This window comes from Arthrobacter sp. Soil763, assembly GCF_001428365.1.
Classification (GTDB): domain Bacteria; phylum Actinomycetota; class Actinomycetes; order Actinomycetales; family Micrococcaceae; genus Arthrobacter.
Map to the genome: position 1 here is coordinate 343,288 of NZ_LMSH01000004.1, position 15,041 is coordinate 358,328.

The window sequence follows — 15,041 nt, forward strand, 5'->3', positions numbered from 1 at the left end:
ATGTGGCCAAGGTCCGCGTACATGAGCTCGCGAAAGAGCTCGGTATTACTTCCAAAGATGCAGTAACCAAACTGCAGGAACTGGGCGAATTCGTTCGCTCCGCCTCTTCCACCATTGAGGCCCCGGTGGTGCGGAAACTCCGCAACGCCTACCCGGATGCGCCTGCCGCTCCGAAGACAGAAGCGCCCGCCTCGGCCCCCGCGGCCACCCCGGCCGCAACCCGTCCTTCGCCCGCGCCGGCTCCGGCCGCGCCGAAGGCTGCCGAAACCAAGGCTGAAGCACCGGCTCCGGCCGCTCCCGCAGCGGCACCGGCACCCGCCGAGACCGCAGCCCCCGCGGCTCCGTCCACCGGCGCCAAGCCCGGTGCCCGTCCGGCACCCAAGGCCGAAACCCCGGCAGCCCCGGCACGCCAGGGCGGCTCCGCCCCGCGCCCCGGTGGTCCGCGTCCGGGCAACAACCCGTTCGCCACGTCCCAGGGCATGCCCCGCGGCCGCGGCGGCGACTCCGAACGTACCGCCCGTCCGGGCAACAACCCGTTCGCACCGTCCCAGGGCATGCCCCGTCCGGGCGGCAGCCGCACCGAAGGCGACCGCCCCGGCGGCCCGCGTCCTGCAGCAGGTGCCGGTGGCCCCCGTCCGGGCGCTCCCCGTCCGGCTGGCGCAGCCGGTCCCCGTCCGGGCGCTCCGCGTCCGGCCGGCGCTCCCGGTGCCCGTCCCGGTGCCGGTGGAAACCGTCCGACTCCGGGCATGATGCCCAACCGCACTGAACGTCCCGCACCCGCCGGTGCAGGCCGTCCCGGTGGCGGCCGTGGCCCGGGCCGTCCGGGTGCTCCCGGCACCGGCGGTCCCGGTGGCGGCGGCGCCCCGGCCGGCGGCGGCTTCGGCAAGGGTGGCCGCGGTCGCGGTGGCACCCAGGGCGCCTTCGGTAAGGGCGGCGCAGGCCGCGGCAAGCAGCGCAAGTCGAAGCGTGCCAAGCGCCAGGAACTGGAGCAGATGAGCGCACCGTCGCTGGGTGGCGTGAGCGTACCCCGCGGCGACGGCAACACTGTGATCCGGCTCCGCCGCGGTTCGTCCATCACGGACTTCGCCGACAAGATCGAGGCAAACCCCGCCGCACTGGTAACCGTCCTGTTCCACCTCGGCGAAATGGCCACGGCGACCCAGTCGCTGGATGAGGAAACCTTTGCCCTGCTGGGCGAGGAGCTTGGCTACAAGCTCCAGGTTGTCTCGCCGGAAGACGAGGAGCGCGAGCTGCTCTCCGGCTTCGACATCGACTTCGATGCCGAGCTGGAAGCGGAGGGCGACGAGGAACTTGAGGCACGTCCTCCGGTAGTCACCGTCATGGGCCACGTTGACCACGGTAAGACCCGGCTGCTCGACGCCATCCGCAAGTCCGACGTCATGGCGGGCGAGCACGGCGGCATCACGCAGCACATCGGTGCCTACCAGGTCACCCACAACCACGAGGGCACCGATCGGAAGATCACCTTCATCGATACCCCGGGCCACGAGGCGTTCACCGCCATGCGTGCCCGTGGTGCGAAGGTCACCGACATCGCCATCCTGGTGGTCGCAGCGGACGACGGCGTCATGCCGCAGACCGTTGAAGCGCTCAACCACGCCCAGGCGGCCGGTGTGCCGATCGTCGTGGCCGTGAACAAGATCGACAAGGAAGGCGCCAACCCGGACAAGGTCCGCGGCCAGCTGACCGAGTACGGCCTGGTTCCGGAAGAGTACGGTGGCGACACCATGTTCGTGGAGGTCTCTGCCCGCCAGAACCTCAACATCGACGAGCTGCTCGAAGCCGTCCTGCTCACCGCGGACGCCGCCCTCGACATGCGCGCCAACCCGAACAAGGACGCCCGAGGCATCGCGATCGAAGCCAACCTGGACAAGGGGCGCGGTGCTGTTGCCACCGTCCTGGTCCAGTCCGGTACCCTGCACGTCGGCGACACCATCGTGGCAGGCACGGCCCACGGCCGCGTCCGTGCGATGTTCGACGACGACGGCAGCGCCCTGACCGAGGCCGGCCCGTCCCGCCCCGTCCAGGTGCTGGGTCTGTCCAACGTCCCGCGCGCCGGTGACACCTTCTTCGTGACCGCTGACGAGCGCACCGCCCGCCAGATCGCCGAGAAGCGTGAAGCCGCCGACCGCAACGCCGCCCTGGCCAAGCGCCGCAAGCGCATCAGCCTGGAAGACTTCGACCAGGCCGTCGCCGAAGGCAAGATCGACACCCTCAACCTCATCCTCAAGGGTGACGTGTCCGGTGCCGTCGAAGCCCTCGAAGACGCGCTGCTCAAGATCGACGTCGGCGAAGGTGTCCAGCTCCGCGTTATCCACCGCGGTGTCGGTGCGATCACGCAGAACGACGTCAACCTGGCAACGGTCGACTCCGCCGTCATCATCGGCTTCAACGTCAAGCCCGCCGAGCGGGTTGCCGAACTGGCAGATCGCGAAGGCGTGGACATGCGCTTCTACTCCGTCATCTACGCAGCCATCGATGACATCGAGGCAGCCCTCAAGGGCATGCTCAAGCCGGAGTACGAAGAGGTTCAGCTGGGCACGGCCGAGGTCCGCGAGGTGTTCCGTTCTTCCAAGTTCGGCAACATCGCAGGCTCGATCGTCCGCTCCGGCATCATCCGGCGCAACGCGAAGGCCCGCATCAGCCGCGACGGCAAGATCATCGGCGACAACCTCACCGTTGAGACGCTCAAGCGCTTCAAGGACGACGCCACCGAGGTCCGCACGGACTTCGAGTGTGGTATCGGTCTGGGCTCGTACAACGACATCACCGAAGGTGACATCATCGAGACCTTCGAGATGCGCGAGAAGCCGCGCGTCTAAGGTGTCTTAGCGTTACTGGTGCGGGGCCGTTGGATTTTTTCCGGCGGCCCCGCCCCTTCGCCGGGCGGTTTACGATCTCCGATCGCAAACCGCCCGGCTTCGGCAGGCCCGATGCCACTCCCAGGCCGCCGGAAAGAATCCAACGGGAGTCCGTCGTAGGCTTGACCTAGGCGCGTGGCACCAAACCCCAGGTGTATGTGGACCGCTACCGCGTCGTCGTACATCCAAATTTTTAGGAGTGGAAATGGCTGATCCCGCACGGGCTGCCAAGTTGGCGCAGCGGATCAAGGTTGTGGTTGCTGAGGCTTTGGGCCGGAGGGTGAAGGATCCCCGGCTGGAGGGCGTGACCGTGACGGACGCGCGTGTGACCAATGACCTGCAGCACGCCACGGTGTATTACACCGTCTTCGGCGACGAGGTGGCCCAGGCCGATGCGGCCAAGGGGCTGGAGAAGGCCAAGGGCGTGCTCCGCCAGGAGGTGGGCCGCAACATCACCGTCCGGCTGACGCCGACGCTGGAATTCGTCGCCGACCAGATTCCCGTGGTGGCCTCCAACCTTGAGGAGCTGCTGCGCGAGGCCAAGAAGCGCGACGCCGAGGTGGCCGCCCTCGCGGCCGGCGCCAAACACGCCGGGGACGCCGATCCCTACAAGAGCGACATCCCCGACGATGTCGAACTCGACGAGGAAGACTTCGACGAGGACGACTTCGACGAGGAAAACAAGGACCTGCGTCCGGACTACGACGTCGACGAGGACCGCAACAAGTAGGCCGTCACACCTTTCGCAATGGCCGGACCCGGCAACGGGCCCGGCCATTGGCGCGCCAGGACCCGGGCCCGGCCCTGGCGCGGGGACTTTGGACCCTAGGCCCGTCCGCGCCGCGGAGCGTCCCATGGAGTCATGACTGCGGGCAAACACAACGACGGCGGCCGGCCGTGACCGCCGCCCTGGTCAAGTGCCCGCACTGCGGCGCCACCAACCGCACACCGGCCGCGGCCACCGGGCACCCGCGGTGCGGCAAATGCCGCCGTGACCTGCCCTGGATCGTCGAGGCCGGCGACGCCGACTTCGCCGCCGTAGCAGAACAATCCCCGGTGCCCGCCCTGGTCGATTTCTGGGCCGCGTGGTGCGGGCCATGCCGGATGGTCAGTCCCGTGCTGGACAAGCTGGCGCAGGAACGGGCGGGGAGGGTCAAGCTGGTCAAGGTCGACGTGGACCGGTCCCCGCAGTTGTCCCGGCGCTTCGACGTGCAGGCCATTCCCACCATGCTGGTCATCGCGGACGGCCGGGTCGTGGCCCGCCAGGCCGGGGCGCCGCCGGCGTCGGCGCTGCGCAACTGGCTCGACGGTGCGCTGGCCTCGCCGCGCGAAGGGAGCCCGCAATGACCGAGATTCTGCGCTACGAAGTTGGCTCCGGCACCGTGCTGGTCGAAGTCGACGAGGGCAGCTTCGGCGTCGAACGGCCCGCCCGCAATGAACTCGGCGTCCTCGACGCCGGGCGGCGGCTGGAGGACGCGCTGGCGGCCGTGCGGCCGGCCGCGAAGGCAGCCGCCGAGGTGATGCGGGAACTCGCCCCCGAACACCTGGAACTGCAGTTCGGAGTGAAGCTGGCCGGGGAGGCCGGGGCGATCATCGCCAGGAACTGCGCCGAAGGGCACTTCATCGTCCGGATGTCCTTCACCGCGGCTCCGGCACTGCCGCAGTCGCCGGAGGAGGAAATCAGGCTCTGAGCCCGGTCAGCGCCGCCGGCCCAGCATTCCGAGCAACGGGGACCCCATGCCGAGCAGGAAGCCAAAGTCGTACCAGTTCCCGGCCCGGGCCATGTTGTAGAAGGGGAATTCCTTCCACGCGCCGAACACGTGCGCGATCAGCACGATCCACGCCGTGATTCCGTTCCAGATGCCCCACAGCAGGTCCTGCCACCACACAGGATTCTCCTTCCCTACGCGGCCGGCTCCCCGCTGCCGGCCCGCTATCGGCCGGCACGGCCGCCGCCTTTGGTCAGGCTACTGCCCGGCGGATGCCGGCGGTAGGGGCTCTGCGCCCGGGGCGCGGGCAGGAAGCCGGCCCAGTCCTTCGACAAGTTCGGCCTGGCTGCCGCAGAGGGCAATCCGGATCCACCCTTCGCCGACCGACCCGAAGGCAGTGCCCGGCGCGAAGGAAACCCCGGCGTCGGCGAGGAAGCGGCGCACCCAGGCCCGCACGTCGCCGCCGCTGACGTGGGAGACGTCCGCCCACAGGTAGAACGCCCCCTGCGCGGTCAGGAAGGGAATGCCCTTGGCCTCCAGCACGGCAGACGCGGCGTCGCGGTTGGCGCGGTAGTGGGCACGGGCATGGCCGACGTAGTCCTGCGGGCCGGTCAGGGCCGCGAGCGCGGCGTACTGCGAGGGGGAGGCGACACAGGACACGATCGCTTCCATGACGTTGTTCATCTGCTGCTCGAGCCCGGGCGGGCAGATCAGCGCACCGATCCGCAGCCCGGTCAACCCGTAGGTCTTGGACAGGGTCAGCGACGTGAAGACCCGCGCCTCACCGGGGACGTCGCTGTCGAAGCGGGCCGGACTGACGTGCGGGACGTCGTAGGTGAACGCCTCATAGCACTCGTCCGAGATGATCCACAGGTCATGCCGCCGGGCCAGCTCGACCAGTCCGCGGGTCAGTTCCTCGCCCAGCACGGCCCCCAGCGGGTTGGACGGGGAGTTAAGCACCAACACCTTGGTCTTCGGCGTGATGAGCTCCTCGATGTCCTCGATCCGGGGCTGGAAGTCGTGCTCCGGGTAGAGCGGGTACCGGACAGGGACGGCGTGCAGCAGGCTGGAGGTCATCGCGAACGTCGGGTAGCCCGGGTTGGGAATGAGGATCTCGTCGCCGGGCGAGAGCAGCAGCGTCATGGCGAAGTGCAGCCCCTGCTGGGCGCCGTCGACGACGTACACCCGGTCCGCGCCCACCGGCGTCGCGTTGTGCTCCCGGAAGCGCGCAGCGAAGGCCTCGCGCAGCGCCGGAATGCCGGCGTTGGGGGTGTAGTTGGTTTCGTCCCGGTCAAGGCAGGCCATCCCGGCGTCAAGGATGTGGCGGGGGAGCGGGAAACCCGGCTCGCCGATGCTCAGCACGATGGCGCCCGGAGTGTGCCAGGCGGCCTCGGTGATCTGGCGGATCTGGTTGATGGGGACGTCGCGGACGTGGGCGGCAAGCTCGGGCATGTCTGCCATCCTAGCCGCCGTCGTTCCTGTGCCCGGGGGAGCGCCGGGTGGCCTGCGCGGCGCGCATATACTGGGAGGCGTGCTTTCTGGACTGGTGATAGTGGACAAGCCGCAAGGCTGGACCAGCCACGATGTGGTTGGGCGGATGCGGCGGATCGCCGGTACGCGGAAGGTGGGGCATGCCGGAACGCTGGACCCCATGGCAACCGGCGTGCTGGTCCTGGGCATCAATAAGGCGACCCGGCTGCTGACCTACATCGTGGGGACCTCCAAGACCTACACCGCCACGATCCGCCTCGGCGAGTCGACCGTCACCGACGACGCCGAGGGCGAGGTCACCGCCACCCGCAGCGCCGCCGCGGTCACCGAGGACAGCGTCCGCGCCGGGATCGCCGCGCTCACCGGGGAAATCCAGCAGGTGCCCAGCAGCGTCAGCGCCATCAAGGTCAACGGGGAACGTGCCTACGCCCGGGTCCGCTCGGGCGAAGACGTCAAACTGGCCGCCCGGCCGGTGACCATCCACCGCTTCGACCTCCATGACCTCCGCCGCAGCAACGACGGCGCGGCCCTGGACCTGGACGTGACGGTCGAGTGCTCCTCCGGCACCTACATCCGGGCACTGGCCCGCGACCTGGGCGAGGCCCTCGGTGTCGGCGGGCACCTCACCGCCCTGCGCCGGACGCAGGTGGGCCCGTACACCCTGGACCAGGCGCGCACCCTTGAGGAACTAGCCGAGGAACTCCAGATCCTCGAAATGTCGCAGGCGGCCCGCGCCCTGATGCCCAACCGCGAACTCACCGCCGAGGAAACGACGGAGCTGTCCTTCGGCCGCCGGATCACCGCCGGCCCCGGGGCCGGCACGCCGGACGCCGCGACGCCGGAAAAGCCCGCGGCCGCCTTCGCGCCCGACGGTTCCCTCGTGGCGCTGCTGGCCGATGCCGGCAGCTACGCCAAGCCCGTCCTGGTCTTCGCCCCCGACAACGAAAAACCTGCCGCCCCCGCGGCCGGGAAACCGGCGGGCTGACGTGGACGCGTATTTCTACATCATCCTGGTCGTCGGGCTCGTCTCCACTTTTCTGTGCGTGGGGGCCGGGATCCTGAAGAAGGCCCCGAATGACGCGACCATCCTGTCCGTCGCCGCCGTCGAACTGTCCCTTCTGGTGTACCTGGTCGGGTCGATCATCCGGGTCGCCTCGGGGGAGCAGATGGCGGGGGAGCCCTGGGAGTTCTGGGGCTACCTGGTCACCGCGCTGATGCTGCCGCTGGGTGCGGTGTACTGGGCCATCCTGGAACGCACCCGCTGGAGCAACTTCGTGCTGGCCGCCGTCGGCGTCACCGCCCTGGTGATGGCCGCCCGGATGAACCAGATCTGGTACTGACGTGGAAGAGGCAAAGAAGGACATGACCCCTGCACCGCAGGAAACCGGCGGCGCCGGCGCAAACTCCGGCAGCTCTCCGGAGGCCCCGGCGAAGGACACCCGCAACACCGGGCCCGGACGGCTGCTGATCGCCGTCTATGCGGTCTTTGCGCTCTCGGCGACCGCCCGGGCCGGCTACCAGATCCTCACCAAGTTCTCCGAGGCGCCGCTGGCCTACCTGCTGTCCGCGTTCGCCGCCGTGGTGTACATCGTGGCGACCGTTTCGTTGGCGAAGGCCGGGCGGACCTGGTTCACGGTCTCAGTCACCGCCGTGCTGGTCGAACTGGTCGGCGTGCTCGTCGTGGGAGCCTTGAGCCTGTTCGACGCCGTCAACTTCCCGCACGAAACGGTCTGGTCCCTCTTCGGCCGCGGCTACGGCTTCATCCCGCTGCTGCTGCCGATCCTTGGCTTGGTCTGGCTGTACCGCCGCCGGCCGGCGCCCCGCAGCGCCTGAGCATTCCCTGACCATCGGCCGGCGTCAAACGCGGGCCTCACGGGGCATGTCCGGATCACAATAGTAAGCAGACTTGCCAAATGCATACTAAGCCTGCTTATTATAGTTTCCGGATGCGGTCAAGACATGGCCGTACTCCCGACGTTTGTCCAACGGATCGAGGGAGGCATCATGAGCACTATGAACGCCGTTCCCCGAGCAACATGGGAACCGAAGAGAGCGGACCAGGGACGTCGTCCCGGGTGCCGCGGATGACCCAACGCCCGGAATCCCAAAAAAGCGCCGACACCCGGAAATGGCGCACCGACCAACTCTTGTCGATGGCCGCCCGCGTGGTCGAGCGCCGCAAAGACCAGGCCCTGGCCGCGTTGGGGCTCACGCACGCAGCCGTCATCGCGCTCCGCGGCCTGGCGGACGGGGCGATGAACCAGGAACAGCTCGCCCGCCGGATCGGGGTGCAAAGCCAGTCCCTCGGCAAGGTCCTGGGACGACTGGAAGAATCCGGTCTGGTCACACGCACCAAGGATGTCAATGACCGGCGACAGTTCTCCGTGTCCCTGACGCCCGCCGGCAGCGCCGCGCTGGCCACCGCTTACGAGATCGAACGCGACGCACTTCCCGAGGACCTCGAAGGCTGGTCGAGCCTGCACAATGATTTAACCCGGATCCTGGCGGCCTTTGAGGTTCCCGGCCGGTCCTAGGGTTTACCGATCCCGGCCCTCCGGCCGGATGTGGTTGACGACGGCGGGCGCCGCGGCACTGTGCCGCGGCCCTCCTGCCGTCGTCGTCGGTTCTTATGCCGCTCGCGGTGGCTGCCGTTCCGCTATCCGGCGCCGGTGTATCCTCATTGCCGCCCCACCCCGCGCGTACAGCTCACGCGCTGCCGCCCCCGCCGGCGGGGCTGTCCTGGAGCCTGCGCTGCAGGCCCGGCCACGCGGCGGCAAACCCCGGATGCAACTGCTTCAGGGCGACGTCACCGAGGCCGACCCATTCGAGTTCCAGGCTTTCAGGGTCGCTGATCACGGGCTCGAACGGCTCGATCGCCTGCGCGGCCACGGTGGTATAGGTCCAGTAACCGATGTCGAAGACCGAGGTGAACAGGACCCGCACGGAGTCCGGCGGCACAGCGGCTTCCTCCCTGGCTTCCCGGAGTGCGCCGGCGATGGCATCCTCGCCCTCGTGCAGGGCTCCGCCCGGCAGGCCCCAGGTCCCGCCGTGGTCGCTCCAGGTTGCCCGGTGCTGCAGGAGGACGCCTTTGGCGGGATCGTGCACCAGCAGTCCCGCGGAGCCGAAGCGGCCCCAGAAGCGGCCCCGGTCGCCCTCCACCCAAGCATCGCCCGGGTCGCGGGGTCCGAGCGGGCGGCGCGGTTCGATGGGTGATCCTGACGGCTGCCGATCCTCTGAACTCTCCATTCCGTCAGTCTGCCATGACCGCCGGCGGCGGCCTGGTTGTCCTAGTCCCGCGGGCGCCCGGTGGCACTAAAAATGTCGGTGGTCGCTGGTGGAATGGGTTCATGGGAATCGGTGCAGCTCTCATTGCGCATCCGGCCGGCGGGCCGGGTGGTGAGGGGCGCGGCGCCGACTTCGCGGAACGTGCTCTGACCGGCGACGTGCCGGGTGGCGGTGTCTTGGTCGGGGTGCTGGCGTTGTTGCGGGGCGCGTGCGCGACGGCGGTGGCGGACACGGCGCTGCTGGACTTCGGGCAGGCCGCGGACTACGCCGGCCGGGTCGAGGAGATCTCCCGCGCCGCCGAGTACCTGCAGNCTATGTCAGCGTGCTTGAAGCCGTCTGAGTCCGAGCCCGCCGAACTGGTTGCGGGGTGCGTGCGCGACGGCGGTGGCGGACACGGCGCTGCTGGACTTCGGGCAGGCCGCGGACTACGCCGGCCGGGTCGAGGAGATCTCCCGCGCCGCCGAGTACCTGCAGCTGGTCGCCGCGGGTGCGGTGAACCGTGCCCGGCTCGAGGCCCCGGACGCGGTCCCGGCCGTCGACGGGTACCGCAAAACCGGGGACTTCCTCCGCGACCGGCTGCAGATCAGCGCCGGCGAAGCCCGCCGCCGCCTCACCCTCGCCGGGGCCACCCTGCCCCGCATAGGCATGACCGGCCAACCCCTGCCCCCGGTCCATGCGGAACTCGCCGAAGCCCTCGCCGCCGGTGCTGTCCCGTCCCGCTCCGCGACCCTGATCACCTTGGCCCTGGACCGGGTCCGGCCCCTGACCGACGAGGACACCCGGAAACGGATGGAACACGCCCTCACCGCCGCCGCGGTCGAACACGACCCGGACTTCCTGGCCCGGGTCACCCGCCGCTGGGTCGACGCGATCGACCAGGACGGGACCGAACCCTCCGAAGAAGCCCTCCGGCACCTCCAGGGCGCTTTCATCCGCGCACCCCGCCACGGCCTGCACCACCTGGAAATCTTCGCCACCACCGACCAATACGAACACCTCATCACCGTCATGAACACCGCCACCAACCCCCGCACCCCCGTGCAGGCGCCAACCCTGGCGGCGCTACGGATGTTGGGGAGGAGCAGGAGTGGCCGCCCGCGGACCCGCTGGACCGGCGCACCCGCGCCCAGAAACTCCTCGACGGACTCGTCGGCGGCTGCAAAGTCGCCCTCGCCGCCGGCGGGCTGCCCGCCACCGGCGGACACCGCCCCCAAATCCTCGCCACCATCGACTACCGCGACCTCCTGACACGCCTCCACGCCACCGCCACCCAAGGCGGGTTCGCCCAGCCCGGGACCGGGCCACTCAGGTTCACCGGCACCGGGACCCTGGCCTTCACCGGACCCGTCACCGCCGCGACCATCCGCAAAATCGCCTGCGACGCCGACATCATCCCGATCCTGCTCGGCACCGAAGGCCGAATCCTCGACATCGGCCGCACCAGCCGGATCTTCCCGCCCCACATCCGCAAAGCCATCACCGCCCGCGACCAAGGCTGCACCTTCCCCGGCTGCACCATCGGCACCACCAGCACCGACAACGGCACAAATTGTTAATATGACCCCTAGCAGCACTCCGGGCCTCAGCGGCCCCGTTCAGAACCTCGGCATAAGTTATGCGTCGGTTTGTCTCTGTCAGCTATTCCTTCGGGAGATAGTGCTATGTGAGACCATTGCTGTTGAAGAAATGGGGGATCATGGAGCAGATACTCACAGAACGCACGGAAGTCGAAGAGGTAGCCGGCTCGGACAAACACTACGTGGCACGGTTTGGAAGTTTCATCCTGCGCCTTGGTCCTGAGGACACCTCCCCGGAGGATGTGCATGCGGCTCTCGTGTCGGCCTTAGGCGCGGACAACAGGGTGACGGTTGTTGATAAAGGCTCGGCGAACCATGAATGGACTAGCCAGAGCACGTTTTACCCCAGCACGCCCAAGACCCAGCCGGACGAACTGCTGAGCGGCGCCTCCCATTTTCATACAATGCGGTTCTCCGATGCCATCATGTTCGAAGTTCATGTGCCGGGGAAAAATCAGCCGGTAATTCACGGTGAGGTCCCGGAGATCGACTCATACTTCGTCGCTTGGGATGGATGCACCGCCGTAGTGATGTGGGAACCGGAGTCTCGTGATGGCCTGACTTCGCCAGCCACGGGGCAAGTGGCTGTCGAGATTCTGCGCCGCGCCTGCGTGACTTCCGGACAGTCCCTTTACGTCCAGGCTTGCAGCCCGGCGTGCCAGCACTTGTTTGCACACCGCGAGTTTAAGGTGGACTTCTGGTCCGGTGAGGACTTTGACACCGGTTTCAGCGTCGAAGACGTTAGGGATATCAGTCTTACTGTGAAGGGCCCCTTCGAAGGCGGGTTAGACGTAGTCGAGGCCGTTCACGATGAGATCAAGATGCCCGCTGCGGAATTCGCTGAACTCAAGAACACTGCTCGCCGAATTCTGGACATCGAGAGTTCGGCGCGTTCCATGTCCTTCGAATTGATCGGCCACGACTATGAAACTCTGAAGCGATCTCAAGAAGGCCTGTATCGACGGTTGCGGTACTTCCTCGGTGATGCTTGGATGGCTGTCCGCGGGAAAGGCCGAGTCAGGCGAGCCAATCTTTTGATTGCCTCTCTGTGGTTGGCTATGGCGAACATGGAGACCCTGCAACAGGTTTTCAGAGATATCGACCGCGGTTATCAAGAATCGATATCACGTTGGGCCGTGCCAGAATTGTTCGCTACGGATCTGAAGTCCGAGGAAGCGGAAGTCGCTTCGTTGGACCCACACTTCGCCCGCGCAGCAATCGAGCATAAGACCAAGCGAATGGACAATCGTGTCGTCGTTTGGGCCACCATTGCGGGCGCTGGAATGGGCGCAGCGGTAACCGCGGTCGTGGGAGGCCTTTCGGCAGCGCCAAAGTAAGTCGGGATGCGCGCAGGCCGCCGTAGGCGGCCCTTGACTTGAAATAGCAACATAACTCGGAGTCTCCTTTCTTAGCTCAGTGCCTCCGTAGTCGGCCTGTTTGGGGTAGTGACAGGGGTGTAATTCGCGTGCTATTAATGAGTCACACCGTGAAGGGCACGTAGCCGATCCAGGGCCTGGTGGACATTTATTTTTCTGAGGGACAGCCTTCCTGGTGGGCTGGAGCAGCGCAGGTAGGCCAGCGCCCCTATCGAGTTTTATTGCTCAGAGGTACTAATCAGCGAGGCCCTTCCGGAGCGAGACCGGAGGCTGAAGCCCGCTGCACACCTTGAACTCCTTATCTTCTTGGCGGACTTCGGCGATTCCTTGCCGGTTTCGTTCCCTGGAGTCCACGTGCCTACTACGCCTCACAATTCCTCCCTTCACCGTCTCAGCGATCCTGACGCCGGCTGGTTCTTCACGCTCTATCCCGACGCCGGGGAGGGCGGGGGCGGCTTCCGATCCTCCTACAAGCCCAAGCATGCCTTCGTCGCTAAGGGGTCCGCCTCTGACCCGGAGCGTTCCGCAGCGGAGGCTGGCCGGCGTGCTGGTTCCCGGCTTCGCCGCTATTGCGCTGCCAATCGCCTTAACCGGCTTGGGACATTGACTTATGCCGGGGACGGGTGCCATGACCCGAAAGAGCTGCGCAGCCACGTCGGTGCCTTCTTCCGTGATCTCCGCTCGGGTTTGGGGGGTTCCCCGTTGCCGTACGTGTGGGTTCCGGAGTGGCACAAGACCGGTCACGGACTTCACGTGCACTTCGCTGTGGGTCGCTATGTGCAGCGGCGTCTGATCAAGGATGCCTGGGGCCGGGGTTTCGTCCATATCAAGCTCATTGGCGATATGCCGGTGGGGTCCGGGCCGTTGTCGGATGCCCGCAAGGCCGCCGGCTACCTATCCAAGTACGTCTCGAAGTCCTTCACCGATCCAGCAGCGCGGGTCTTTGGCCTCCACCGCTACGACGTCGCCGAAGGTTTCCAGCCGGCCCGACTGTCGCTGAGCGGGGATTCCCCTTCGGACGTTCTGGGCCAGGCGTCCGAGTATTTGGGCGGCCCTCCGGTGACACAGTGGTCCTCGGCCTCTGTTGAGGACTGGTCCGGGGCTCCCGCGATCTGGGCGCAGTGGGGCGCGTGATGATTGACCGGCAGAAGCTGACTGCGTGGGTCGAGGCTACCTGCGCTGCGCAGGGTGTCCCTGTCCGGGTGACCGATCCCGGTGTTATCGCCCGTATCGGCGTGCTTTTGGGGGCCGCGCCCGGAACGGACGGACGCGGCAGCGGCCGGAGTACCGCCGTGGCCTCAAAGCCGCCAGACGGGCTGAATCCGGGCCGGGTCCAGCGAGCGTGACCCCGGTGTGCCGGGAAGGATAGTTGCGTAGTCCAGCACCGCTTTGATGATCGCTGATTGCCGGTCAAGGTTCAGAGTGTCCCAACTCTCCCGGAGTTGCTCACCGTGTCCGATGAGTCCATCCAGGCTGCTTGACCCTGAGAGCTGGGCAAGCTGCCGGCTCACATTTCGGATGCGGGCCTCGATGGGTTCACGGGCCGCTTTCCACTCGCCGACGGATATTTCCTTGGCAGCCCACATCTGTGAGAGCACCTTCATCTGCTCCTCGTCCGCCTCCAGCTCGGCGGCAAGGGCGCTTTGCTGCTCGTCAGCAGCCCTCCGCCCGGCCAGGGCATCGGCCATCCCGGGAGTGTCCAGACGCAGCAGGACAGCAGCAGACAAGAACTCTTCCAGCGGCGGGGCCACGACGGTGATACCGCCGCAGCCGCCGTGGTCCGGACCGGAGGAGCACACGTAGCGGCGCGTATCAACGCGGACTGCTGAGAAGAGCTTGTTACCGCACTTCCCGCAGCGCAGCAGTCCCGACAGCACGTAACGGCGCGGTGCTCGGGTATTGGTGCGCCTCTTCGCGGCGAACTGGGCCAGGATGCGCTCCCGCTGATCCTTCGTGATGATCGGGTCCCACACGGCTTCCGCCACCACGACTCCCTTGTGCTCCCTGAGTCCGGCGATCCTCGCCGATTTGAGCATGGCGTTCAGCGTCATCGTTTTCCACTGCCCACCCGTGCTGGTGGGCACATTCTGCTCGTTCAGCCACGCGCAAATGGACCGCGAGGACTCTCCGGCCAGGAATCGGGCCACGATCTGCCGCAGAATCTCCGCCTCGGACTCCACGACCGTCCTCCGGTCCTGCTCGTAACCGAACGGGCGCTGATAACCGCCGTTCGGCATCCCCTGCTCGGCCAACTGCTGAGCTTTCCGCTTCAACCGCTCGGACTTCCGGGCTGACTCCTTCGACGCGATAGCAGCCAGGATGCGGGCCATAAACAACCCGTCGTCATTGCCAAGGTCAATGTCCGTAGTCACCGACTTCACCTGGGTCACGCCGGCTCGTTCACAAAGACGGGTGAACTCCTCGAGCTCCATCGGCTGCCGGGTAAGGCGGTCCAGGTTATAGACGATCACAGCATCGCGGTAACCGGCGGCCAGATCAGCCAGCATCCGCTGATACTCCGGCCGGGGCTTCGATGCACTGGACCGGTAGGCGCTCACGTCGTTATCGACGTACTCCTCGCCCACGGTCCAGCCGTTCTCAGCGGCCAGCCCGCGGCAGTCTTCCAACTGACGGGTAACCCCCAGGGCCTCACCCGTCTGATCAGACGAGATGCGGGCGTAGATTGCTGCTGAGCGCGGCGTCTTCATGGGGTCAGACTAA

The 15,041-nt window shown here is 67.2% G+C and carries 15 protein-coding genes and 2 pseudogenes; 13 read left to right on the top strand and 4 right to left on the bottom strand.

Features of this window, described 5'->3' with window-relative positions:
• Positions 1–2 precede the first annotated feature (2 nt).
• From infB to ASG71_RS14590, 4 genes are all read left to right on the top strand, one after another.
• Positions 3–2,843: a translation initiation factor IF-2 gene (gene infB, locus ASG71_RS14575; protein WP_056740552.1), complete on the top strand. Its 2,841-nt coding sequence runs from the start codon at positions 3–5 to the stop codon at positions 2,841–2,843.
• Positions 2,844–3,087: 244 nt separating this feature from the next.
• On the top strand, positions 3,088–3,612 hold the full coding sequence (gene rbfA / locus ASG71_RS14580) for a 30S ribosome-binding factor RbfA (protein WP_056740554.1): 525 nt from the start codon (positions 3,088–3,090) through the stop codon (positions 3,610–3,612).
• Between the two features lie 167 nt (positions 3,613–3,779).
• Positions 3,780–4,229 (top strand): thioredoxin, encoded by a 450-nt coding sequence (trxA, locus tag ASG71_RS14585; RefSeq protein WP_056740556.1) that lies wholly within the window; start codon positions 3,780–3,782, stop codon positions 4,227–4,229.
• Positions 4,226–4,573 carry a CU044_2847 family protein gene (locus ASG71_RS14590; RefSeq protein ID WP_056740563.1) on the top strand — a complete coding sequence of 116 codons (348 nt, stop codon included), beginning with the start codon at positions 4,226–4,228 and terminating at the stop codon, positions 4,571–4,573. Before trxA ends, ASG71_RS14590 begins: the two co-directional genes overlap by 4 nt.
• Positions 4,574–4,579: 6 nt before the next feature.
• Here the strand turns inward: ASG71_RS14590 and ASG71_RS14595 are convergent, their stop codons facing one another.
• Together ASG71_RS14595 and ASG71_RS14600 are read right to left on the bottom strand one after the other, a co-directional pair.
• Positions 4,580–4,771, bottom strand: coding sequence for a hypothetical protein (locus tag ASG71_RS14595; RefSeq protein WP_056740564.1), 192 nt, complete (start codon positions 4,769–4,771; stop codon positions 4,580–4,582).
• A 78-nt stretch (positions 4,772–4,849) separates the two neighbouring features.
• Positions 4,850–6,043 carry a pyridoxal phosphate-dependent aminotransferase gene (locus ASG71_RS14600; RefSeq protein ID WP_200948004.1) on the bottom strand — a complete coding sequence of 398 codons (1,194 nt, stop codon included), beginning with the start codon at positions 6,041–6,043 and terminating at the stop codon, positions 4,850–4,852.
• A gap of 79 nt (positions 6,044–6,122) precedes the next feature.
• Here ASG71_RS14600 and truB point away from each other — a divergent pair, with 79 nt between their 5' ends.
• The 4 genes from truB (at position 6,123) to ASG71_RS16470 (ending at position 8,616) form a co-directional block, all read left to right on the top strand.
• Positions 6,123–7,067, top strand: coding sequence for a tRNA pseudouridine(55) synthase TruB (gene truB, locus ASG71_RS14605; protein ID WP_200948005.1), 945 nt, complete (start codon positions 6,123–6,125; stop codon positions 7,065–7,067).
• Position 7,068: 1 nt separating this feature from the next.
• On the top strand, positions 7,069–7,422 hold the full coding sequence (locus ASG71_RS14610) for a hypothetical protein (RefSeq protein WP_056740567.1): 354 nt from the start codon (positions 7,069–7,071) through the stop codon (positions 7,420–7,422).
• 22 nt (positions 7,423–7,444) lie between these two features.
• Positions 7,445–7,915, top strand: a complete 471-nt coding sequence (locus ASG71_RS14615) for a hypothetical protein (RefSeq protein WP_056740798.1) — start codon at positions 7,445–7,447, stop codon at positions 7,913–7,915.
• 251 nt (positions 7,916–8,166) lie between these two features.
• Positions 8,167–8,616 (top strand): MarR family winged helix-turn-helix transcriptional regulator, encoded by a 450-nt coding sequence (locus ASG71_RS16470; RefSeq protein WP_162254055.1) that lies wholly within the window; start codon positions 8,167–8,169, stop codon positions 8,614–8,616.
• 172 nt (positions 8,617–8,788) lie between these two features.
• Here ASG71_RS16470 and ASG71_RS14625 read toward each other — a convergent pair whose 3' ends face one another.
• Positions 8,789–9,328 carry an NUDIX domain-containing protein gene (locus tag ASG71_RS14625; RefSeq protein WP_082575204.1) on the bottom strand — a complete coding sequence of 180 codons (540 nt, stop codon included), beginning with the start codon at positions 9,326–9,328 and terminating at the stop codon, positions 8,789–8,791.
• 101 nt (positions 9,329–9,429) lie between these two features.
• Here ASG71_RS14625 and ASG71_RS17015 point away from each other — a divergent pair.
• The 5 genes and pseudogenes from ASG71_RS17015 to ASG71_RS17030 form a co-directional block, all read left to right on the top strand.
• Positions 9,430–9,678 (top strand): annotated as a pseudogene (locus tag ASG71_RS17015) (HNH endonuclease); the annotation flags it as partial.
• 181 nt (positions 9,679–9,859) lie between these two features.
• Positions 9,860–10,222 (top strand): annotated as a pseudogene (locus tag ASG71_RS17020) (DUF222 domain-containing protein); the annotation flags it as partial.
• A gap of 251 nt (positions 10,223–10,473) precedes the next feature.
• Entirely contained in the window at positions 10,474–10,923 is a 450-nt protein-coding gene (locus tag ASG71_RS17025) for a DUF222 domain-containing protein (RefSeq protein ID WP_235564136.1), read from the top strand.
• Between the two features lie 140 nt (positions 10,924–11,063).
• Positions 11,064–12,281, top strand: coding sequence for a hypothetical protein (locus ASG71_RS14640; RefSeq protein WP_056740573.1), 1,218 nt, complete (start codon positions 11,064–11,066; stop codon positions 12,279–12,281).
• Positions 12,282–13,097: 816 nt separating this feature from the next.
• On the top strand, positions 13,098–13,454 hold the full coding sequence (locus tag ASG71_RS17030; RefSeq protein WP_235564122.1) for a hypothetical protein: 357 nt from the start codon (positions 13,098–13,100) through the stop codon (positions 13,452–13,454).
• 164 nt (positions 13,455–13,618) lie between these two features.
• Here ASG71_RS17030 and ASG71_RS14650 read toward each other — a convergent pair whose 3' ends face one another.
• The gene (locus ASG71_RS14650; RefSeq protein WP_082575209.1) at positions 13,619–15,028 is read right to left on the bottom strand and encodes a recombinase family protein; all 1,410 of its coding nucleotides are present in this window, start codon (positions 15,026–15,028) and stop codon (positions 13,619–13,621) included.
• Positions 15,029–15,041 lie beyond the last annotated feature (13 nt).

Bases quoted from the DNA above. Each gene is read 5' to 3' on its own strand.
- ASG71_RS14650 (WP_082575209.1), bottom strand. From the start codon at position 15,028: ATGAAGACGCCGCGCTCAGCAGCAATCTACGCCCGCATCTCGTCTGAT.
- ASG71_RS14615 (WP_056740798.1), top strand. From the start codon at position 7,445: ATGACCCCTGCACCGCAGGAAACCGGCGGCGCCGGCGCAAACTCCGGC.
- ASG71_RS14600 (WP_200948004.1), bottom strand. From the start codon at position 6,043: ATGCCCGAGCTTGCCGCCCACGTCCGCGACGTCCCCATCAACCAGATC.
- ASG71_RS14640 (WP_056740573.1), top strand. From the start codon at position 11,064: ATGGAGCAGATACTCACAGAACGCACGGAAGTCGAAGAGGTAGCCGGC.
- rbfA (WP_056740554.1), top strand. From the start codon at position 3,088: ATGGCTGATCCCGCACGGGCTGCCAAGTTGGCGCAGCGGATCAAGGTT.
- ASG71_RS14625 (WP_082575204.1), bottom strand. From the start codon at position 9,328: ATGGAGAGTTCAGAGGATCGGCAGCCGTCAGGATCACCCATCGAACCG.
- ASG71_RS16470 (WP_162254055.1), top strand. From the start codon at position 8,167: ATGACCCAACGCCCGGAATCCCAAAAAAGCGCCGACACCCGGAAATGG.
- ASG71_RS14590 (WP_056740563.1), top strand. From the start codon at position 4,226: ATGACCGAGATTCTGCGCTACGAAGTTGGCTCCGGCACCGTGCTGGTC.